The 15,728-nt window shown below is 73.7% G+C and carries 16 protein-coding genes; 4 read left to right on the top strand and 12 right to left on the bottom strand.

The window, feature by feature from the left end; translation table 11 throughout:
- Positions 1-39 precede the first annotated feature (39 nt).
- Entirely contained in the window at positions 40-1,002 is a 963-nt protein-coding gene (locus ACIQTO_RS12485; protein WP_402386690.1) for a deoxyribonuclease IV, read from the bottom strand.
- Between the two features lie 613 nt (positions 1,003-1,615).
- On the opposite strand from ACIQTO_RS12485, the gene ACIQTO_RS12480 reads away from it, so the two are divergent.
- Positions 1,616-2,698 carry a nitrous oxide reductase family maturation protein NosD gene (locus ACIQTO_RS12480; protein WP_402386687.1) on the top strand — a complete coding sequence of 361 codons (1,083 nt, stop codon included), beginning with the start codon at positions 1,616-1,618 and terminating at the stop codon, positions 2,696-2,698.
- A 113-nt stretch (positions 2,699-2,811) separates the two neighbouring features.
- A complete protein-coding gene (locus ACIQTO_RS12475; RefSeq protein ID WP_402386684.1) occupies positions 2,812-3,843 on the top strand; it encodes a methyltransferase in 1,032 nt (343 codons plus the stop codon).
- A gap of 66 nt (positions 3,844-3,909) precedes the next feature.
- On the opposite strand, the gene ACIQTO_RS12470 is transcribed toward ACIQTO_RS12475, so the two are convergent.
- The 4 genes from ACIQTO_RS12470 to ACIQTO_RS12455 all read right to left on the bottom strand — a co-directional run bounded on the left by ACIQTO_RS12470 (position 3,910) and on the right by ACIQTO_RS12455 (position 7,318).
- Complete coding sequence (locus tag ACIQTO_RS12470; protein WP_402386681.1) at positions 3,910-4,602, bottom strand: class F sortase; 693 nt, start codon at positions 4,600-4,602, stop codon at positions 3,910-3,912.
- Positions 4,603-4,831: 229 nt separating this feature from the next.
- Positions 4,832-5,203, bottom strand: a complete 372-nt coding sequence (locus ACIQTO_RS12465) for a hypothetical protein (protein WP_402386678.1) — start codon at positions 5,201-5,203, stop codon at positions 4,832-4,834.
- A gap of 314 nt (positions 5,204-5,517) precedes the next feature.
- Positions 5,518-6,021, bottom strand: coding sequence for a hypothetical protein (locus ACIQTO_RS12460; RefSeq protein ID WP_402386676.1), 504 nt, complete (start codon positions 6,019-6,021; stop codon positions 5,518-5,520).
- A gap of 1 nt (position 6,022) precedes the next feature.
- The gene (locus ACIQTO_RS12455) at positions 6,023-7,318 is read right to left on the bottom strand and encodes a tyrosinase family protein (RefSeq protein ID WP_402386673.1); all 1,296 of its coding nucleotides are present in this window, start codon (positions 7,316-7,318) and stop codon (positions 6,023-6,025) included.
- A 302-nt stretch (positions 7,319-7,620) separates the two neighbouring features.
- Between ACIQTO_RS12455 and ACIQTO_RS12450 the strand changes: the two genes are divergently transcribed.
- Positions 7,621-8,259, top strand: coding sequence for a DUF4360 domain-containing protein (locus ACIQTO_RS12450; protein WP_402386975.1), 639 nt, complete (start codon positions 7,621-7,623; stop codon positions 8,257-8,259).
- Positions 8,260-8,356: 97 nt separating this feature from the next.
- On the opposite strand, the gene ACIQTO_RS12445 is transcribed toward ACIQTO_RS12450, so the two are convergent.
- The 7 genes from ACIQTO_RS12445 to ACIQTO_RS12415 are packed head-to-tail and all read right to left on the bottom strand — an operon-like array spanning position 8,357 to position 13,597.
- Positions 8,357-8,686, bottom strand: coding sequence for a TcmI family type II polyketide cyclase (locus tag ACIQTO_RS12445; protein WP_402386671.1), 330 nt, complete (start codon positions 8,684-8,686; stop codon positions 8,357-8,359).
- Positions 8,687-8,691: 5 nt separating this feature from the next.
- Positions 8,692-9,147, bottom strand: a complete 456-nt coding sequence (locus ACIQTO_RS12440; RefSeq protein ID WP_402386668.1) for an SRPBCC family protein — start codon at positions 9,145-9,147, stop codon at positions 8,692-8,694.
- A gap of 1 nt (position 9,148) precedes the next feature.
- Entirely contained in the window at positions 9,149-9,409 is a 261-nt protein-coding gene (locus ACIQTO_RS12435) for an acyl carrier protein (protein ID WP_402386665.1), read from the bottom strand.
- Positions 9,410-9,449: 40 nt separating this feature from the next.
- Positions 9,450-10,691: a beta-ketoacyl synthase N-terminal-like domain-containing protein gene (locus ACIQTO_RS12430; protein ID WP_402386662.1), complete on the bottom strand. Its 1,242-nt coding sequence runs from the start codon at positions 10,689-10,691 to the stop codon at positions 9,450-9,452.
- Positions 10,692-10,696: 5 nt separating this feature from the next.
- A complete protein-coding gene (locus ACIQTO_RS12425; RefSeq protein WP_402386659.1) occupies positions 10,697-11,953 on the bottom strand; it encodes a beta-ketoacyl-[acyl-carrier-protein] synthase family protein in 1,257 nt (418 codons plus the stop codon).
- A complete protein-coding gene (locus tag ACIQTO_RS12420) occupies positions 11,950-12,384 on the bottom strand; it encodes a cupin domain-containing protein (protein WP_402386657.1) in 435 nt (144 codons plus the stop codon). The genes ACIQTO_RS12425 and ACIQTO_RS12420 overlap by 4 nt, the downstream gene beginning before the upstream one ends.
- A gap of 46 nt (positions 12,385-12,430) precedes the next feature.
- Entirely contained in the window at positions 12,431-13,597 is a 1,167-nt protein-coding gene (locus ACIQTO_RS12415; protein WP_402386654.1) for a SchA/CurD-like domain-containing protein, read from the bottom strand.
- 306 nt (positions 13,598-13,903) lie between these two features.
- Between ACIQTO_RS12415 and ACIQTO_RS12410 the strand changes: the two genes are divergently transcribed.
- A complete protein-coding gene (locus tag ACIQTO_RS12410) occupies positions 13,904-15,529 on the top strand; it encodes an FAD-dependent oxidoreductase (protein ID WP_402386652.1) in 1,626 nt (541 codons plus the stop codon).
- Positions 15,530-15,728: the final 199 nt, after the last annotated feature.

Raw genomic sequence — 15,728 nt, 5'->3', positions numbered from 1 at the left:
GCCCCGGGCAGCCCCGGGCGCCACCGGCGGGCCGGCCGGTCAGGCGGGTACGACCGCCCGCTCCCGCAGCTCCTTCAGGACCGCGATGTCCATCGCGTGCCCGGTGCCGTCGCCGCCGTGCTTGCGGTCCGGTGTCTCCACCAGCAGGGGGACACCGGCCGTCGCGGGGTGCTCGAACAGCTCACGGAACGGCTCCGCCCCGATCAGCCCGGCGCCGATGTTGGCGTGCCGGTCCTTGCGCGCGCCGACCACGTCCTCCGAGTCGTTGGCGTGGATCAGCCGCAGCCGGTCCGGCCCGGCGGCCGCCACCAGGGCGTCCAGTGCCGCGCCGACGCCGCCCGGGACCGCCAGGTCGTGGCCGGCCGCGAAGGCGTGGCAGGTGTCCAGGCAGACCCCGACCAGGGGATGGCCGTCCAGCGCGTCCAGGTACGCGGCCAGGTCCTCCATCCGTGAGCAGAGTGAGCTGCCCTGACCGGCCGTCGGCTCCAGCAGCAGCCGGGGCGCGGCCTCGCCGAGCGCGTCCAGCTCGTCCAGCAGCGGCCGGACGTCCGCTCGGACCTGGGCCATCGCCTCGGCCCGCCGCGAGCCGCCGCCCGGCGCCGTGCCGACCGCCGAACCGGTGTGCAGCACCACACCCGCGGCGCCGATCGCGTGGCCGCGCAGCAGGGAGTGCCGCAGCGAGTCGGCCGAGCGTTCGCGGGTCGCCGCGTTGTCCGAGCCGAAGTTGATCAGGTACGGCGCGTGCACGAACGCCGGGATGCCCTGCTCGGCGCACGCGGTGCGGAACTCCGCGTCCTGGGCGGGGTTGCCCGGCGGAGTGGCCCAGCCGCGCGGGTTCGCCACGAACACCTGCACCGTCTCGGCGCCGACCCGCCGTGCGTACGCCAGCCCGGTGCCGGCCAGTCCCCGGGCGGCCACCGGCACATGGGCGCCGATCGGGTTGCGGGCGGCGGCGGTGGGCGGTACGGCCGCGGCGGGCGGCGTGGCGACGGCGGTGTTCATGGCCCCGAGCATGCCACGCGGGCCGGTGGGCCAGTCGGCCAGGCGGGACCGGCCCGTCCATCCGGTGCGGACGGATCGGTCGGACCAGGTTTCCTCTGTCCACGATCGAGTGAACCCAGGACTCGAACCCCAGGCCGGACGAGCCCCGGTTGCGTCACGATCCGTAGTGGATCGGCGACCCGGTGGAGGCGGCCATGGCCACCGCCGAGCCCGTGGAGACGGTCGACCCGCGCGCCGCGCACCCGGTGCGGGGCCCTTCTGCGGGCTTCTCCCGGGTCCGCGAGCGCGCCCCGCTCGCCCGCGGCGCCATCCCCGGAGTCGAACCGGTCCGGATCGCCACCCGCTACGAGGACGTCCGTACGGTCCTCGCCGACCCGCGCTTCGTCAACGACGCCGCCAACGTGCCCGGAGCCGCCCCCGGCCCCCGCGCCACGCCGACCGGCCCGCCACCTGGCCGACGCCCCGTCAGTCCCGCAGCCCAGCCCTGGTGGCGGGGCCCCCCGCCCGCCCATAGCGTCGATTCGGCCGACACCCACCGGCCGTCATGTCCTGAACACTCCGTGTCACCGCGCCGGCGTCCCCGCGAGCGCGCAAGAAAGCAGGTCATCACCTCATGCCCACGCGACGGGTCCACCACCTCGCCGCGGCCACCGCCGCCGCCACGACCGCTCTCACCACCGCCCTGGCCGCGCTCGGCGCCGCCCCCTCGGCGCACGCCGCGGAGACGCTGCACCTCGTCCAGCCGGGCGAATCGATTCAGCAGGCCGTCGACGAGGCCCTCCCCGGCGACACCGTCCAGCTGCTCCCCGGCACCTACCTCGGCAGCGTCCGGATCACCACCCCGGGCCTCACCCTGCGCGGCGCCGGCCCGGACAGCGTGATCGCCCCCGGTGACGCCGCCGACGCCAACGCCTGCGCCACCGCCGGACACGGCCTCTGCGTCGTCGGAGCCGACGACCGGCCGCTCACCGGTGTGACGATCGAGGCCCTCGCCGTCACCGGCTTCCGCAAGAACGGCATCAACGCCTCCGGCACCGACGGCATGACCGTGCGCGCCACCTACGTCCACGACAACGGCCAGCAGGGCATCAGCCAGGAGAAGTCCACCCGGGCCGTGATCAGCGGCAACGAGTCGACCCGCAACGGTCAGTCCGGCGTCTTCCTCGCCAACTCCGTGGACAGCGAGGGCGGCGCCCTCACCACCGACGGCACCGTGGTCAGCGGCAACCTGCTCACCGACAACCGGATCGGCGTCACCGTCCGCCGCCTGCGCGACCTGAGCGTCGAGGCGAACGAGATCCACGGCAACTGCGGCGGTGTCTTCATCGTCGGGGACGAAGGGGTCCCCCGGGCGGGGGCGCTCGCCGTCAGCCGCAACCGGGTCGTCGCCAACAACAAGTACTGCCCGCCCAACCCCCGCCTCGACGCCATCCAGGGCACCGGCATCCTGCTCACCGGCGCCGAGGACACCACGGTGAGCGAGAACGAGGTCTCCGACAACGTCGGTGCCTCGCCGATGTCCGGCGGCATCGTGCTCTTCCGCAGCGTGGTCGGGGTGGCCAACGCCCGCAACACCGTCACCGGCAACCACCTGGCCGGCAACGGCCCGGCCGACCTCGCCGACCGTGACACCGGCACCTCCAACTCCTTCGCGCGCAACCAGTGCGCGGTCTCGGAGCCGGCCGGCCACTGCTGAGCCGCGCCACCCCGGCGGCCTCCGGGCGCTCCGGCCGCCCGAGCCGCCCAGCTCCTTCGCGCCCACCTCGCCCCGGAACCCCAGCACCCTCCCCACCTGCAGAAAGACGGCCCATGACCACCGCACCCGCCACCACCCCGCAGGCCGCGATGCGCCTGCGGGAACTCGTCTTCGGCGCCGCCTGCGCCGCCGCCGTCCGCGCGGCCGCCAGGCTCGGGGTCGCCGACGCGCTCGGCGACACCCCGACCACCGTCACCGACCTCGCGGCCGCGCTCGACACCGAGCCCAAGCCGCTGCGCCGGCTGATGCGTGCCCTCACCTGCTACGGCATCTTCCACGAGACGGGCGACGACCGTTTCGAGCACACCGAGATGTCCCGTCTGCTGCGCGAGGACGCCCCCAACAGCCTGCGCTACATCTCCCTCTGGTGCACCGAGCCGTGGACGTGGGAGGCCTGGCCGAAGCTGGACGAGGCCGTCCGCTCCGGCCGCAACGTCTTCCCCGAGCTGTTCGGCAAGGAGTTCTTCGACTACCTGCACAGCGAGGGCGGGGACTCGGCCAAGGTCTTCGACAAGGCGATGACCACCTCCAGCCGGCAGTCCGCCGCCGACTTCGCCGAGTACCTCGACCTCACCGGGATCGACTCGGTGGTCGACATCGGCGGCGGCCAGGGCCATGTGCTGGCCAGCCTGCTGGAGAAGCACCCGGCCCTGCACGGCACCCTGCTCGACCTGCCCAAGGTGGTCGCCGGCGCCGACCCCCGGCTCCGGGACGGCGGTGCCTTCGCGGCCCGGGCCCGGCTGGTCCCCGGTGACTGCCGGGTCGACATCCCGGTCCACGCCGACCTCTACATCATCAAGAACATCCTGGAGTGGGACGACGAGAGCACCCGTCGCACCCTCGCCAACGTGGTCCTGGCGGCCCGCCCGGGCGCCCGCGTCGTCGTGGTCGAGAACCTGGTCGACGACAGCCCCTCGATGCGCTTCACCACCGCGATGGACCTGATGCTGCTGCTCAACGTCGGCGGTGCGAAGCACTCCAAGGAGAGCCTGGTGCGGCTGATGACGGAGGCCGGCCTGGACGTGGCCGAGGTCCGCCCGGTCAATCCGTACCTGCACGCGTTCGAGGCCACGGTGCGCGGCTGACCGCCACCGCACCGAAGCGACCGCCGGCCCCCACTCCGGGGACCGGCGGTCGCTCGACGTCCGGGCTCACGCTTTGCGCGAGGACTCCAGGTGCGCGAAGACCACCACGTTGTCCAGGTAGTCCTTGCGCTTCTTGTCGTACACGCCGCCGCAGGTGATCAGCCGCAGCTGGGAGTCCGTCGTCTTCCCGTACACCTTCTGGTCGGGGAAGGTGTCCTTGGCGAAGGTCTCCACCGAGTCCACCGCGAAGACGGCGACCGTGCCGTCGGCCCGTTGCACCTCGACCTTGTTGCCGGGGACGAGCAGGCTGAGCAGCAGGAAGACCGCGGGGCCCTTGGTGGTGTCCACGTGCCCGGCTACCACGGCGGCGCCGCGTTCGCCGGGCGCCGCGCCGTCGCGGTACCAGCCGACCAGGTTCTTGTCCTCCGGCGGCGGCGCGTTGAGCTGCCCGGCCGGGTTCAGCGTCAGCTCGGTGAACGGCGCGTCGACGGCGATCTGCGGGATCCTCAGCCGGGTGGGCTTGGCCCGCTTCAGCGCGGGGGCCGCCGGTGCGGCGGCCGCGGCGGGCTTGGCGGCGGCTGCCGGGCCCACCGCGCCGGGGGACGCGCTCGCGGTGGCCGCCGGGGGAGCGGCCTGGCCGGGCCCGGGGTCGGCCGAGGGCGCCACGTCCACCGAGTTGTAGATCAGCAGCAGGCCGACGGCGGCGGCGCCCATGCCCCCGCGCAGCAACCGGGACGTTCCAGCGGCCGGACCGGCCATCGTTCCACTCCTAGATCAGGTAGATCAGGCCTGTGACGGCCGGGCGGTGTCGGCGGATCACCAGGTCGTGCTGTGACCCGGTGGCCGCCGGCCCGCGGCGGGCGGGGGAGTCCGTGGCAGTGCCGCCCGGCCCGCACCGCACGGCCGGGTACGGCGCCGCACGCGCTCCCGCCGTGGCCGCCGCTCAGGGCGGTGGCCACGGCGGGGAGGCTGTGGAGGTGACGCCGGGTCAGATCGCGGCGCCGCTGGTCCGGCGGCCGCGCCGCAGCGCGAGAGCGCCGGCGCCGAGGCCGCCGAGCAGCAGGACGGCACCGGAGGCGAGGCCGCCGCCGGACAGGGCCAGGCCGCCGCCGCCGGTGTGCACGCCACCGTGCGGGGTCTTCTCCTCGGCCTTGTGCTCCTCACCGGAGGAGCTGGAGGAGGCGCCCTTGTCCTGCTTCTCCTCCCAGGTCTTCTGACCGTCGGGGCTGGCAGCCTTGTCCTGCTTCTCCTGCCAGGTGAGGTTCTTGTCGGCGGAGCCGTCCGCGTAGGCGGCGGGGGCGGCGACGGTCAGGGCGGCGGCGACGGCTGCTCCGGCGAGCAGGGTGCGTGCAGAACGCATGGGGACGATCCTTCCGGCGCGGGACCGCGACTGCCCGACACGTCGTCGGGCTAGGGGACTCACGGGGTGCGCCTGAACCACCGTCATTCACCGGGGCGGCCGGTGCCACCGGAGGGCGGGCGTGGCGGCCGTGGCGGTGCGCCCTTCGAGTGGACTCCCGGGTGGATTCACCCGAGTGCCCCGGCGATCCGGGTGATTCGGTATCCGGGCCCCGTGCGGCCGGGCCACCCGAGCCCGGACCCCGGCCACGACGAAGCGGCGGCCCCGGAGCGGTCACCCCGGAGCCGCCGCAGTACGGCCGGATCGGCGCCGGCTCAGTGCAGCTGCTGCACACCCGTGCTGTCCCGCACGAACACGGAGCGGGTGTCGGTGGCGCGGTAGCGCTCCTTCAGCGTGAACGCGGCGGGCGTGCCGGGGACGGGCGCGTCCGGGGCCTCGTAGGAGAGGACGTACGTCTTCGCGGTGTCCGTCTCGTTCTCCAGCTGGAGCCAGCCGGAGAATCCGGCGGCGGGGAAGGTGCCGGTCGCGGTGACGGTCACAGTGGTGGCCCCCGCGCTGAACGCGAAGGTCGCGGTGCCGAGCTGGAGGCGCTTGTGCCCGCTGTCGTTCCAGCGGCGGAAGAGCGCGATCCACTCCTCCGGCCACGGCCCGCCCTCGTCGTCCGGCGGCATGCCGGCGCCGTCGAGCCGGGAGAGGATGTTGTCGGCGTTCGCGACCACGGAGTCGTAGTCCCAGAGGTCGACCGCGAAGGTCATGTGCTCGTGGTCGGTGGCCCGGAACATGGGCCGGATGTGGAGTTCGAACACGGGGGTACGCATGTCAGCTGTACACCTCCAGCAGGACGTCCTTCAGGGCGACCTCCTCCAGCAGTCCCGGCGGCTCCTCGGGCTGTCCGTCGAGGCCGATGGCCGGCAGGTACTGGAGCGTCAGCACCAGGGACTCGGGGGCGGGTGAGGCGTCGAGGACGGCCGTGATGTCGAAGCGCGCGTTGCACTCGGTCGGGTGGTGGGGGTGCGGCTCGGCATCGCCGGGCCGTCCGGGAGCGCGGTCGCCGCCGTCGTCCATGCGGTGCGCGCTCCACATCGCGACGTAGCCGACGCCGTAGCGGCTCGCGAAGTCCGGGTCGTCGGCACGGAAGCCGACGTCGGCCGGGTGGACGTAGGCGCGCAGCACGTAGCTGCCGGCCACCGGGACCTTCAGGTCCTGGAGCCGCACCATCACCTTGCGGGCCTCGGCGGGCGGGGCGGCGAGGCTGAACTCGGCCCGGGAGTTGCTCCGCAGCGAAGCCGTGAGGTTGGGTGCGGACACCAGGGCCAGCGGCTCGGCCGCCAGCAGTCGGCGGACGACCGGCTTCGGGGTCTCCACGGCGAAGGCCGTTTTGAGCTGGTCCGTGTACTCGTACTCGTAGCCCAGGGCCACGGTGTCGGCGAAGTCGGCGACCTTGTGCTTGGCCTGGGAGAGAAAGCCGCGCAGGTCGTGGTCGGGAGAGGTGAGGGCGGGTGCTCCGTTGCGCCGCTGCCATTCGGCCCACATCAGGTCGATGAAGCTGTGGAAGCTGTAGTAGATCGGGTCCGCCGCGGCTGTGCTCGGGTGCTTCATCAGACCGCCGATGAAGTCGAAGTGCATGAAGTTGTGCGGACCGAACTCGAGGCGCCCGAAGTCATCCCCCGGGTGCGCCTCCGGAAAGCCGCCGAACGAGCCCTGGTCGGTCTCGGTCGTCACGATGTCCAGGGTGTCGGACGGCAGGGCCACCGGCACGGTGATGCGGTCCTCGACGAGCCCGGGCATCGAGAAGGCGGGCGGGAACTTCCCGGTCGGCTGCGGGTGCAGCCAGTCCCAGTACGGCAGCGTGACGTTCGCCGTCCGTGGCGGGTCGGATTCCTGCAGGAGCTTCTCGAATTGGTACAGGTGCGACCGGTGCCAGGGCAGGAACAGGTCGTTGCCGTGCTCGCACGGGCCCACGGTGAAGTCGTTGTGCAGCGCGGCCTGGAAGTCGTATCCGGTCTCGTCGTCCGGGTTCGCCGCGGACCGCGCGCGCAGGATCCCGAGGGCGTGGATGTAGTCGTCGAGCTCGGCGGGGCTCAGGGAGTTGATGTCGCGTCGGCTGTTGGTCATGGGGTCACCTCCGTTGCCGGACAACGTATGCGCACCAATTGACCGCTCTCGGCAGCGGTGCGGTGCGGCGCGTTCTCCGTACAGTCGGGCGGAGTACCGCCCGGCCGTTCGCCGTCCGGGCGGAGTACCGCCCGGCGCGGGCCCGTCCGCCCCGGCGTCTGTCGATGCGCTGTCGCGCGCCCCTGGCCGCACCGGTCTCACGGTGATGGCATGTACTCGACAACTCGCCGGATGGCCCGCACGTGGGGGTGCGCGGCCCGGAACCGGCGGGCCGACGGAAGGAAATCCCCGTGACTGTACGCATGATGGCCGTCGGTGGCGCGGCGGCGGCGCTGCTCGGCTCCTCGCTCGGCGGCGGAGCCGCCTCCACCGGCTGGACCACGCCGCCGCCGGACCGGATCGTCATCGACGTGGCCACCGTCAACGGTTCCGGCTGCCCGGCCGGCACGGCCGCCATCGCCGTCTCCCCGGACAACACGGCCTTCACCGTCACCTACAGCGACTACATCGCCCAGGTGGGCGTGGGCTCCAAGCCCACCGACTTCCGGAAGAACTGTCAGCTCAACCTGAACGTCCACGTCCCGCAGGGCTTCACCTACGCCATCGCCTCCGCCGACTACCGGGGCTACGCGCACCTGGCGAAGGGGGCGGGCGCCGTGCAGCAGGCGAACTACTACTTCCAGGGCTCGTCCCAGACCGCCTCGCTCAGCCGCCGGTTCACCGGGGCGATCGACGACAGCTGGCAGGCGACCGACACCGTCGCCGTGGCGGCCCTGGTCTGGGCGCCCTGCGGTGAGCTCCGCAACTTCAACATCAACACCGAACTCCGGGTCAGCGCCGGCACCTCCGACCCGACCCGGACCACCAGCTTCATGACCATGGACTCCACCGACGGCAGCATCAACACCACCTACCACCTCGCCTGGAGGCAGTGCCCCTGACCGGGGCCGCGCGCGGGCCCGGCGCACCGCCGCCCGCGCGCGGCGGGCCGCCCCCCGACCTGCGCCGGGGGGCGGCCCGCTGCGGGGAAGGGCGCGGTCAGCCCGCGCCGCGCTCCCACCGGTAGAACTCGTGTGCCATGGCATCCTTGGGCCCCCGCCAGGTGGCCGGGTCGTAGGCCTGGACGTAGGCGGTGAGGCGGTCGCTGACGTCCCGGAACTCCGGGTGCCCGACCACTTTGGCGACCGCCGGGCCCGGCGGCCGGTCCGCCTCGATCAGGTGCAGGTAGACGTCGCCGAACTGGAAGAGGCTGCGCCCCGTGACGCCGATCAGGTCCGGCAGTTCGCCCCGGTCGGAGTCGGCGAACACCTCGGCGATGCCGTGGGCGGCGTCCGGCTTCATCCGGGCGACGATCAGTGCGCGGTGCATCCGGCTCAGACCTCCCCCGCCTGCTTCTCGACCTTCTCGCGGATCAGCTGCATCTGGACGCGCGAGTTGCGGTTGATGTGGTTCACCATGCCGTCGTCGTCGACCGGCGCGGTGGGCTTCATCGCGAAGTCCTGGACCCAGCGCATCTTCGTGCCGGCCGGGACCTCCGCGTACTCCCAGCGGATGTCCATGAACTCGAACGGGCCGGGCTCGACCCGGCGGGCCCGCACCGCGAGCGAGGACCGGTCGGTGGTGCGCTCGGAGACCCAGCTCCAGATCTGGCCGTTCTCGTCGGGGTGCATGGTGAGCCGGAAGCGCACGCTGTCGCCCTCGCGCTCCAGCACCTCGACCGAGGCGTACTCGCTGAACAGCTGGGGCCAGTTCTCCAGGTCGTTGGTGATCTCCCAGACCAGGTCGAGCGGAGCGGCGATGACGATCTCGTTGTCCGTGTGTCCGGGCATCTCAGGCACCGGCCTTCGTGGCGAACGAGGAGTTCACCAGGTCGAGGAACTCGGCCGGCGTCTTCGCCGACTCCGCTCCGTTGGTGACCTTCAGGCCGTGCCGGTTCTCCAGCTCGCCGACCACGCCGAGCAGACCGAGGGAGTCCACGCCGAAGTCGTCGAAGCTGGCGCCCGGGCGCTCCAGGTCGAGCGGGTCGATGACCACGCCGGCCCGGGCCTGGATCAGTGCGGCGAGTTCGGGGTGGCTGAGGGTGTTGCTCACGGGGTGTTCCCTTCAGTTCGTTGCGGAAGCGGTCGTTCGGTCAGGGCCGGTCGCCGCGCCGGAGCACCAGGGCGGAGTTGGAGCCCATCAGCCCGCGGCTGAGCACCAGCGCGGTGCGCAGCTCGGCCGGGCGGGCGCGGCCGGTCACCAGGGCGAGGTCGTGGCAGACGTCGGTGACGTTGGGAGTGGGCGGCACGACGCCGTCCTCCATGGCGAGCACCGCGGCGGCGGCGTCCAGCAGTGGCGCGCCGCAGTAGGCCCGCCCGGTGCCGGCCTTGGGGGCGGTCACCGGCACCCGCTCGGCGTACGGGCCGAGGGCGTCGGCCAGGGCCAGTGCCTCGGCGCGGTCGGCGGCCGGGACGCCGAGGGCGTCGGCGAAGACCACGTCGACCTCCTCCGGGGCGATCCGGGCCTGGTCGAGCGCGATCCGGATGGCGTTGGCCAGCCCCTCCCGGGACTCCTCCCAGCGGGAGGCACCGGTGAAGGTGGCGCCGTGCCCGGCCAGGTACGCCCGGACGGTGGCACCGCGCCGGCGGGCCGTCTCCTCGTCCTCCAGCAGCAGCATCGCGCCGCCCTCGGCGGGGGCGAAGCCGTTCGCGGCGGCGGAGAACGGCAGGTAGGCCCGGTCCGGCCGGTCGGCGAGGCTGAGCTCGGGGTAGCCGAGCTGGCAGACCATCGAGTACGGCGCCAGCGGGGCCTCGGCCGCGCCGGCCACCACCGCGTCGGTGCCGCGCGCGATGGCGCGGGCGGCGTGCGCGAGGGCGTCCAGGCCGCCGGCCTCGTCGCTGGCGACCACCCCGCACGGGCCCTTGTAGCCGCCGCGGATCGAGATCTGGCCGGTGCTGGCCGCGTAGAACCAGGCGATGGACTGGTAGGGACCGACGAACTGCGGTCCCTGTCCCCAGAGTTGCTGCAGCTCGCGCTGTCCGAACTCACCGCCGCCGGAGCCGGCCGCGGTCACCACGCCCACCCCGAAGGGCTGGTCGGGATCGGGGACGAACCCGGCGTCCGCCACCGCCAGGTCGGCGGCGGCCATCGCGTAGTGCGTGAAGCGGTCGGTCTGCACCAGGTAGCGGCTGTCGATCACGGACTGCGGGTCGAAGTCCCGTACCTGGCCCGCGATGCGCAGCGGCAGGTCCGCGCAGCCGTCGCGGGATATCCGGTCGAGGACGCTCACGCCCTGCCTGGTGGCCTTCCAGAAGGCGTCGGCCCCCACGCCGTTCGGCGCGACCACGCCGAGGCCGGTGACCACCGCCCGGCGGCCCTGCTGACGTGACGTCATGGATCTCACCCCGTTCTGTTGAGCACGACGGCGGACTGGAATCCGCCGAATCCGCTGCCGACCGACAAGATGTGACGGAGCGGCAGCTCGCGCGCGGTGCGCGGCACGTAGTCGAGGTCGCACTCCGGGTCCGGAGTCTCGTAGTTGGCGGTCGGCGGCACCACGCCGTGGGCCAGTGCGAGGGTGCAGGCGACCACCTCGATCGCGCCGATCGCGCCGAGCGAGTGCCCGACCATCGACTTGATCGAGCTCATCGGTGTCTCGTATGCGTGCGGGCCGAGCGAGCGCTTGACGGCCGCCGTCTCGTGCCGGTCGTTCTGCTTGGTGCCCGAACCGTGCGCGTTGACGTAGTCGACGTCGGCGCGGTCCACCCGGGCGTGACCGAGTGCCTCGTCGATCGCCCGGGACATCTCCAGCCCCTCCTGGGTGAGGCCGGTCATGTGGTAGGCGTTGCCGAAGGTGGCGAAGCCGCCGATCTCACCGTAGATCCGGGCGCCGCGCCGCCGGGCGTGCTCCAGCTCCTCCAGCACCAGGACGGCGCCGCCCTCGCCGAGCACGAAGCCGTCCCGGTGGGCGTCGAAGGGGCGGGAGGCGTGCTCCGGGTCGTCGTTGCGCTCGCTGGTGGCCTTGATGGCGTCGAAGCACGCGACGGTGATCGGTGAGATCGGCGAGTCGGAGGCGCCGGCGATGCAGATGTCGGCACGCCCCTCCTCGACCGCCTGGAAGGCGTAGCCGATCGCGTCCAGCCCGGAGGTGCAGCCGGTGGAGACGGTCTGCACCGGGCCGTGCGCACCGGTGCGCTCGGCGACCGCGGAGGCCAGCGTGCTGGGGGCGAAGGCGCGGTGCAACTGCGGCTCGGCCCGCCGGTGGTCCACGTCCCAGCGCGCGCCGCCGGCGCTGACCAGGGCGTAGTCGTGCTCCAGCCGGGTGGTGCCGCCGACGGCGGTGCCGAGCGAGACGCCGATCCGCCACGGGTCCTCCGCGGCCAGGTCCAGGCCCGCGTCGGCGATCGCCTCGTCCGTCGCCACCATCGCGAACTGTACGTACCGGTCGGCCCGTTGGACCTCGTCCGGGCTCAAGCCGTGCGCCGCCGGGTCGAAGTCGCACTCGGCGGCGATCCGGGACCGGAACCCGGTGGGGTCGAAGAGGGTGATGCCCCTGGTCGCCGTCCGGCCGGAGGTGAGCAGGTGCCAGAAGGCCGGTACGCCCACGCCGCCGGGCGCGACGACGCCGATCCCGGTGACGGCGACCCGCCGTGTCACGAAGCCACCTTGGCGTGTTCCGGCGGGCCGGAGGTCACGGCTCCACCGGTCTCCTCGGTGTCGACGTGGCCGAGCTCCGGACGGGGCGCGAGCGGGCCGAGGTGGAAGACCATCCGGGCCTCGGTGTCGCCGACGTTGCGGAAGCGGTGGCGCATGTCGATCGGGATCATCAGGCCCTGGTTGGGCTTCAGCGGGCGGGTCACCCCGTCCAGGTCCACCTCCAGGTCACCGGAGACCACGAAGACGAACTCCTCGGAGTACGGGTGGTAGTGCTCGCCGATCAGCTCGCCGGGCTGCACGATGGCCAGACCCATGAACCCGCTGGTGGCGCCGCAGGTGGTCGGGGTGAGCATGGCGCGCAGGTCACCGCCGCGGCGGCGGTTCTCCGGTGCCTCGTCGACGTGCACGATCCGTGGGTACTGCGTGGACATGGTTTCTTCCTTCGGGTGTCGGGGCCGGCGCGGGGCCGAGGGTCGGTCAGGTGAGCTGCGAGCTGCGGTCGGTGACCGGGCTCATGGCGCGGGCGGCGAGGAAGGCGCTCAGGCCGGCGACCGACCGCAGGTCGCCCCCGGGGCCGAGGTCGAGCAGCCGGCCGAGGACGGCCGCCTCGCGCTCGCCGGCCACACCGAGGGCGGCGGCCGGCTCGGCCTCGGCCGGGACCCGCAGGTCCACCAGGCGGACCACGACGTCCTCCCGGTGGAAGACGGTGCTCGCCGCGACCGGTCCGGTCGGGTCGGCGGTGGCCAGGTTGTCGTGCTCGGCGAGCAGGGCGGCCACCGCGGCGCCGTCCCCCGGCTTGACGGGGTAGAGCACGGCGTGCCGGTGCAGCCGGCCGGAGGCCGGGGAGCTGGCGATCGCCTGGTGCTCGGCGGGCAGCGCCGCGCGGGCGAAGAAGGCGCGGGCCGCCTGCGGGTCGCCCAGCTGGCGGGCCTCCTCCAGGTAGGGGTTGATCGCCTCCTCGACCGCCCGGACCTCGGGCTGCATCGCCACGTGGCGCAGCGCGTCGCCCAGGCTGCCGATCACCTCGACGGCCCGGACCACCCGGTTGCCGTGCATGAACAGCGAGGTGCGGCGCAGCCGGGTGGTCTCGTCCACCTCGGCCTTGGGGGAGGTGTAGCCGGAGAGGATCCGGGCCACCTCGTGCTCGCTGCCGGGCTTGACGGTGAAGGTCAGGGCGTGCCGGACCACCCCGTCCGGGCCGGGGGCGGCCTGCGGCGGGCCGACGTGCCCGGCCGGCGCGGTGCGCGGCAGGCCGGGCGGCACGGCCACCGGCTTGCGGGTGCCGGTGGCGCCGGCCGCGGAGGTCTCCCGGAGGATGGAGTAGCGCAGCGAGCGGAAGGTGTCGCTGACGCAGCCGTGCATCGGCTTGACCATCTCGCGGTGGGCGGGGCTGTCCACCCACTTCAGGAAGGTCTCCTGGTCCTTCCATTCGCTGGTGATGAGCCACTGCCTCGGGTCGTTGATCGACTGGCAGAGCTGGTCGCTGACGTGGCCGGGGACCGAGGCCACCTGGTGGCGCAGCTTCTCGTACACGTCGAGGAAGCGCTGCTGGGCGCCGTCCTTGATCTCCAGCATCAGCATCACGCGGAGCCGGGTGTGGGGCTCGGCGTGCTGCTCGGCCTGCGGTTCGGACAGAGTCGTCATGATCCACTTTCTTGCTTCGGGGCTGCCCGCGCCGGGCGCGCCGGGCGGCTTCCGTCCGGACGGGCCCGGCGGGGGGAGGGCGGTGCGGTGGCGGTCGGCCCGGGCGGGTGGGGGCCAGGCCTGAGGTCGATCGTGCGCGGACGCCACGAGTGGCGCGAGATATGCGGGCCATCCGGGCGAAGGGGCGGCAGAAGGCACTCGCCACGGGGGATGCAAGAGCGGGGCCGACGCGCGCGAAGGCCCCGCCGAGGGCGGCGCCGAGCCCCGTAGCCGGGCCGCGAACCCCCGTACAGGCTGGAGCAATTGATGAATCCGAAGGTTGACGACCGGGTGCCGGTCCTGATCGTCGGCGGCTCGCTGGTCGGGCTGTCGGCCTCACTCTTCCTGGGCCGACTGGGTGTCAGACACCTGCTCGTCGAGAAGCACGCCGACACCTCGCGTCACCCGCGTGGCCGAGGCAACAACGTCCGCACGATGGAGCTCTACCGGGGGGCCGGGATCGAGTCGGCGATCCGTGAGGCCGCCTCGGTGCTCGCCGCGAACCACGGCATCCTGCAAGCCCCCTCGCTGACCGGGGAGGAACAGGAGTGGCTGTTCCGGGAGATCGACCCGGGCGGCCGGCTGGCCAGGTTCAGCCCCAGCTCCTGGTGCCTGTGCAGCCAGAACGATCTGGAGCCGGTCCTGCTGCGGGCCGCCCGCGAGCTCGCCGGTGACCTGCGGTTCAGCACCGAGCTGGTCTCCTTCGAGCAGGACGGCGAGGGGGTGACGGCGCTGCTGCGCAGCCGGGAGACCGGGGAGGAGCGGACGGTCCGGGCGCAGTACCTGATCGCGGCGGACGGCCCGCGCAGCCCCGCCCGGGAGGCGCTGGGCATCGGCCAGACCGGCAAGGGCGAGCTGTTCCACAACGTCAGCATCACCTTCCGGGCCAAGCGGCTGGCCGAGGTGGTGGGCGACCGGCACTTCATCGCCTGCTACCTGACCGCCCCGGAGGCCGACGGCGCGCTGCTGCCGGTGGACAACCACGAGGAGTGGGTCTTCCACGCGCCGTGGCACCCCGAGCACGGCGAGCCGCTGGAGGCGTTCACCGACGAGCGGTGCGTCCGGCACATCCGGGCCGCCGTGGGGGTGCCGGACCTGGAGGTGGAGGTCACCGGGAAGGCCCCCTGGCACGCGGCCGAGCGGGTGGCGCGGCAGTACTCCGCCGGGCGGGTCTTCCTGGCCGGGGACTCCGCGCACGAGATGTCGCCGACCGGCGCGTTCGGCTCGAACACCGGCATCCAGGACGCTCACAACCTGGCCTGGAAGCTGGCCGCCGTGCTCTGCGGCTGGGCCGGGCCGGAGCTGCTGGAGACGTACGGGCAGGAGCGCCGCCCGGTCGCGGAGGTCACCGGCGCGCGGGCCTCCGCCCGCTCGGCCGAGCACAGTCACCCGGGATACGCGGTGGTGCCCGGGGTCGGGCGGCAGGCCGGGGTGCTGGCGGTGGCGCTCGGCTACCGCTACCCGGTGGGCGCGGTGGCCGGGGCGGACCCGGCCGGACCGGTGGTCCCGGAGGCGTTCGAGTCGGGTGGCGAGCCCGGCAGCCGGGCGCCCCACCAGTGGCTGCTGCGGGCGGGCGTCAAGCTCTCCACCCTCGACCTGTACGAGCAGGCGATGGTGTTGCTGACCGGGCCCGAGGGCACGGCCTGGCAGCGGGGCGCCCGTCGGGCGGCCGACCGGCTGGCCGTGCCGCTGGACACCTACCGGATCGGCACCGGCGCGGAGGACGACCTGGCGCCCGAGCCCGGCGCGGACTTCGCCGAGCTGCACGGTGTCCGGCCGGGCGGCGCGGTGCTGGTGCGCCCGGACGGCTTCGTCGCCTGGCGTTCGCCGGACGCGGCCGAGGACCCGGAGGCGGCGGTGGAGGCGGCGCTGCGCACGGTGCTGAAGCTGTAGACGCGGTCCCACCTCGCCCCGAGCGGTAGGGCCGCGCCGGTCCCGGTGGCCGGAGGTTCGGGCGGTTCGAGCCCCGGCCCGGGAGGGGCACTCGAAGCCCCGGCCGGGGCGCCTGAACCCTGGCCCGGCCGGAGCGTTTGAGCCCCGGCCGGGCCGCCCGAACCCTGGGCCCCGGCGTCTGACCCTCGCCCCCGGCGTC

This window comes from Kitasatospora sp. NPDC091207, assembly GCF_044768625.1.
In the GTDB taxonomy this organism is placed as follows: Bacteria; Actinomycetota; Actinomycetes; order Streptomycetales; family Streptomycetaceae; genus Kitasatospora.
Note: the sequence above shows the minus strand (reverse complement) of the source record. Positions and strands in the feature narration are given on the sequence as shown.

Bases quoted from the DNA above. Each gene is read 5' to 3' on its own strand.
- ACIQTO_RS12485 (WP_402386690.1), bottom strand. From the start codon at position 1,002: ATGAACACCGCCGTCGCCACGCCGCCCGCCGCGGCCGTACCGCCCACC.
- ACIQTO_RS12480 (WP_402386687.1), top strand. From the start codon at position 1,616: ATGCCCACGCGACGGGTCCACCACCTCGCCGCGGCCACCGCCGCCGCC.
- ACIQTO_RS12475 (WP_402386684.1), top strand. From the start codon at position 2,812: ATGACCACCGCACCCGCCACCACCCCGCAGGCCGCGATGCGCCTGCGG.
- ACIQTO_RS12470 (WP_402386681.1), bottom strand. From the start codon at position 4,602: ATGGCCGGTCCGGCCGCTGGAACGTCCCGGTTGCTGCGCGGGGGCATG.
- ACIQTO_RS12465 (WP_402386678.1), bottom strand. From the start codon at position 5,203: ATGCGTTCTGCACGCACCCTGCTCGCCGGAGCAGCCGTCGCCGCCGCC.
- ACIQTO_RS12460 (WP_402386676.1), bottom strand. From the start codon at position 6,021: ATGCGTACCCCCGTGTTCGAACTCCACATCCGGCCCATGTTCCGGGCC.
- ACIQTO_RS12455 (WP_402386673.1), bottom strand. From the start codon at position 7,318: ATGACCAACAGCCGACGCGACATCAACTCCCTGAGCCCCGCCGAGCTC.
- ACIQTO_RS12450 (WP_402386975.1), top strand. From the start codon at position 7,621: ATGATGGCCGTCGGTGGCGCGGCGGCGGCGCTGCTCGGCTCCTCGCTC.
- ACIQTO_RS12445 (WP_402386671.1), bottom strand. From the start codon at position 8,686: ATGCACCGCGCACTGATCGTCGCCCGGATGAAGCCGGACGCCGCCCAC.
- ACIQTO_RS12440 (WP_402386668.1), bottom strand. From the start codon at position 9,147: ATGCCCGGACACACGGACAACGAGATCGTCATCGCCGCTCCGCTCGAC.
- ACIQTO_RS12430 (WP_402386662.1), bottom strand. From the start codon at position 10,691: ATGACGTCACGTCAGCAGGGCCGCCGGGCGGTGGTCACCGGCCTCGGC.
- ACIQTO_RS12420 (WP_402386657.1), bottom strand. From the start codon at position 12,384: ATGTCCACGCAGTACCCACGGATCGTGCACGTCGACGAGGCACCGGAG.
- ACIQTO_RS12415 (WP_402386654.1), bottom strand. From the start codon at position 13,597: ATGACGACTCTGTCCGAACCGCAGGCCGAGCAGCACGCCGAGCCCCAC.
- ACIQTO_RS12410 (WP_402386652.1), top strand. From the start codon at position 13,904: ATGAATCCGAAGGTTGACGACCGGGTGCCGGTCCTGATCGTCGGCGGC.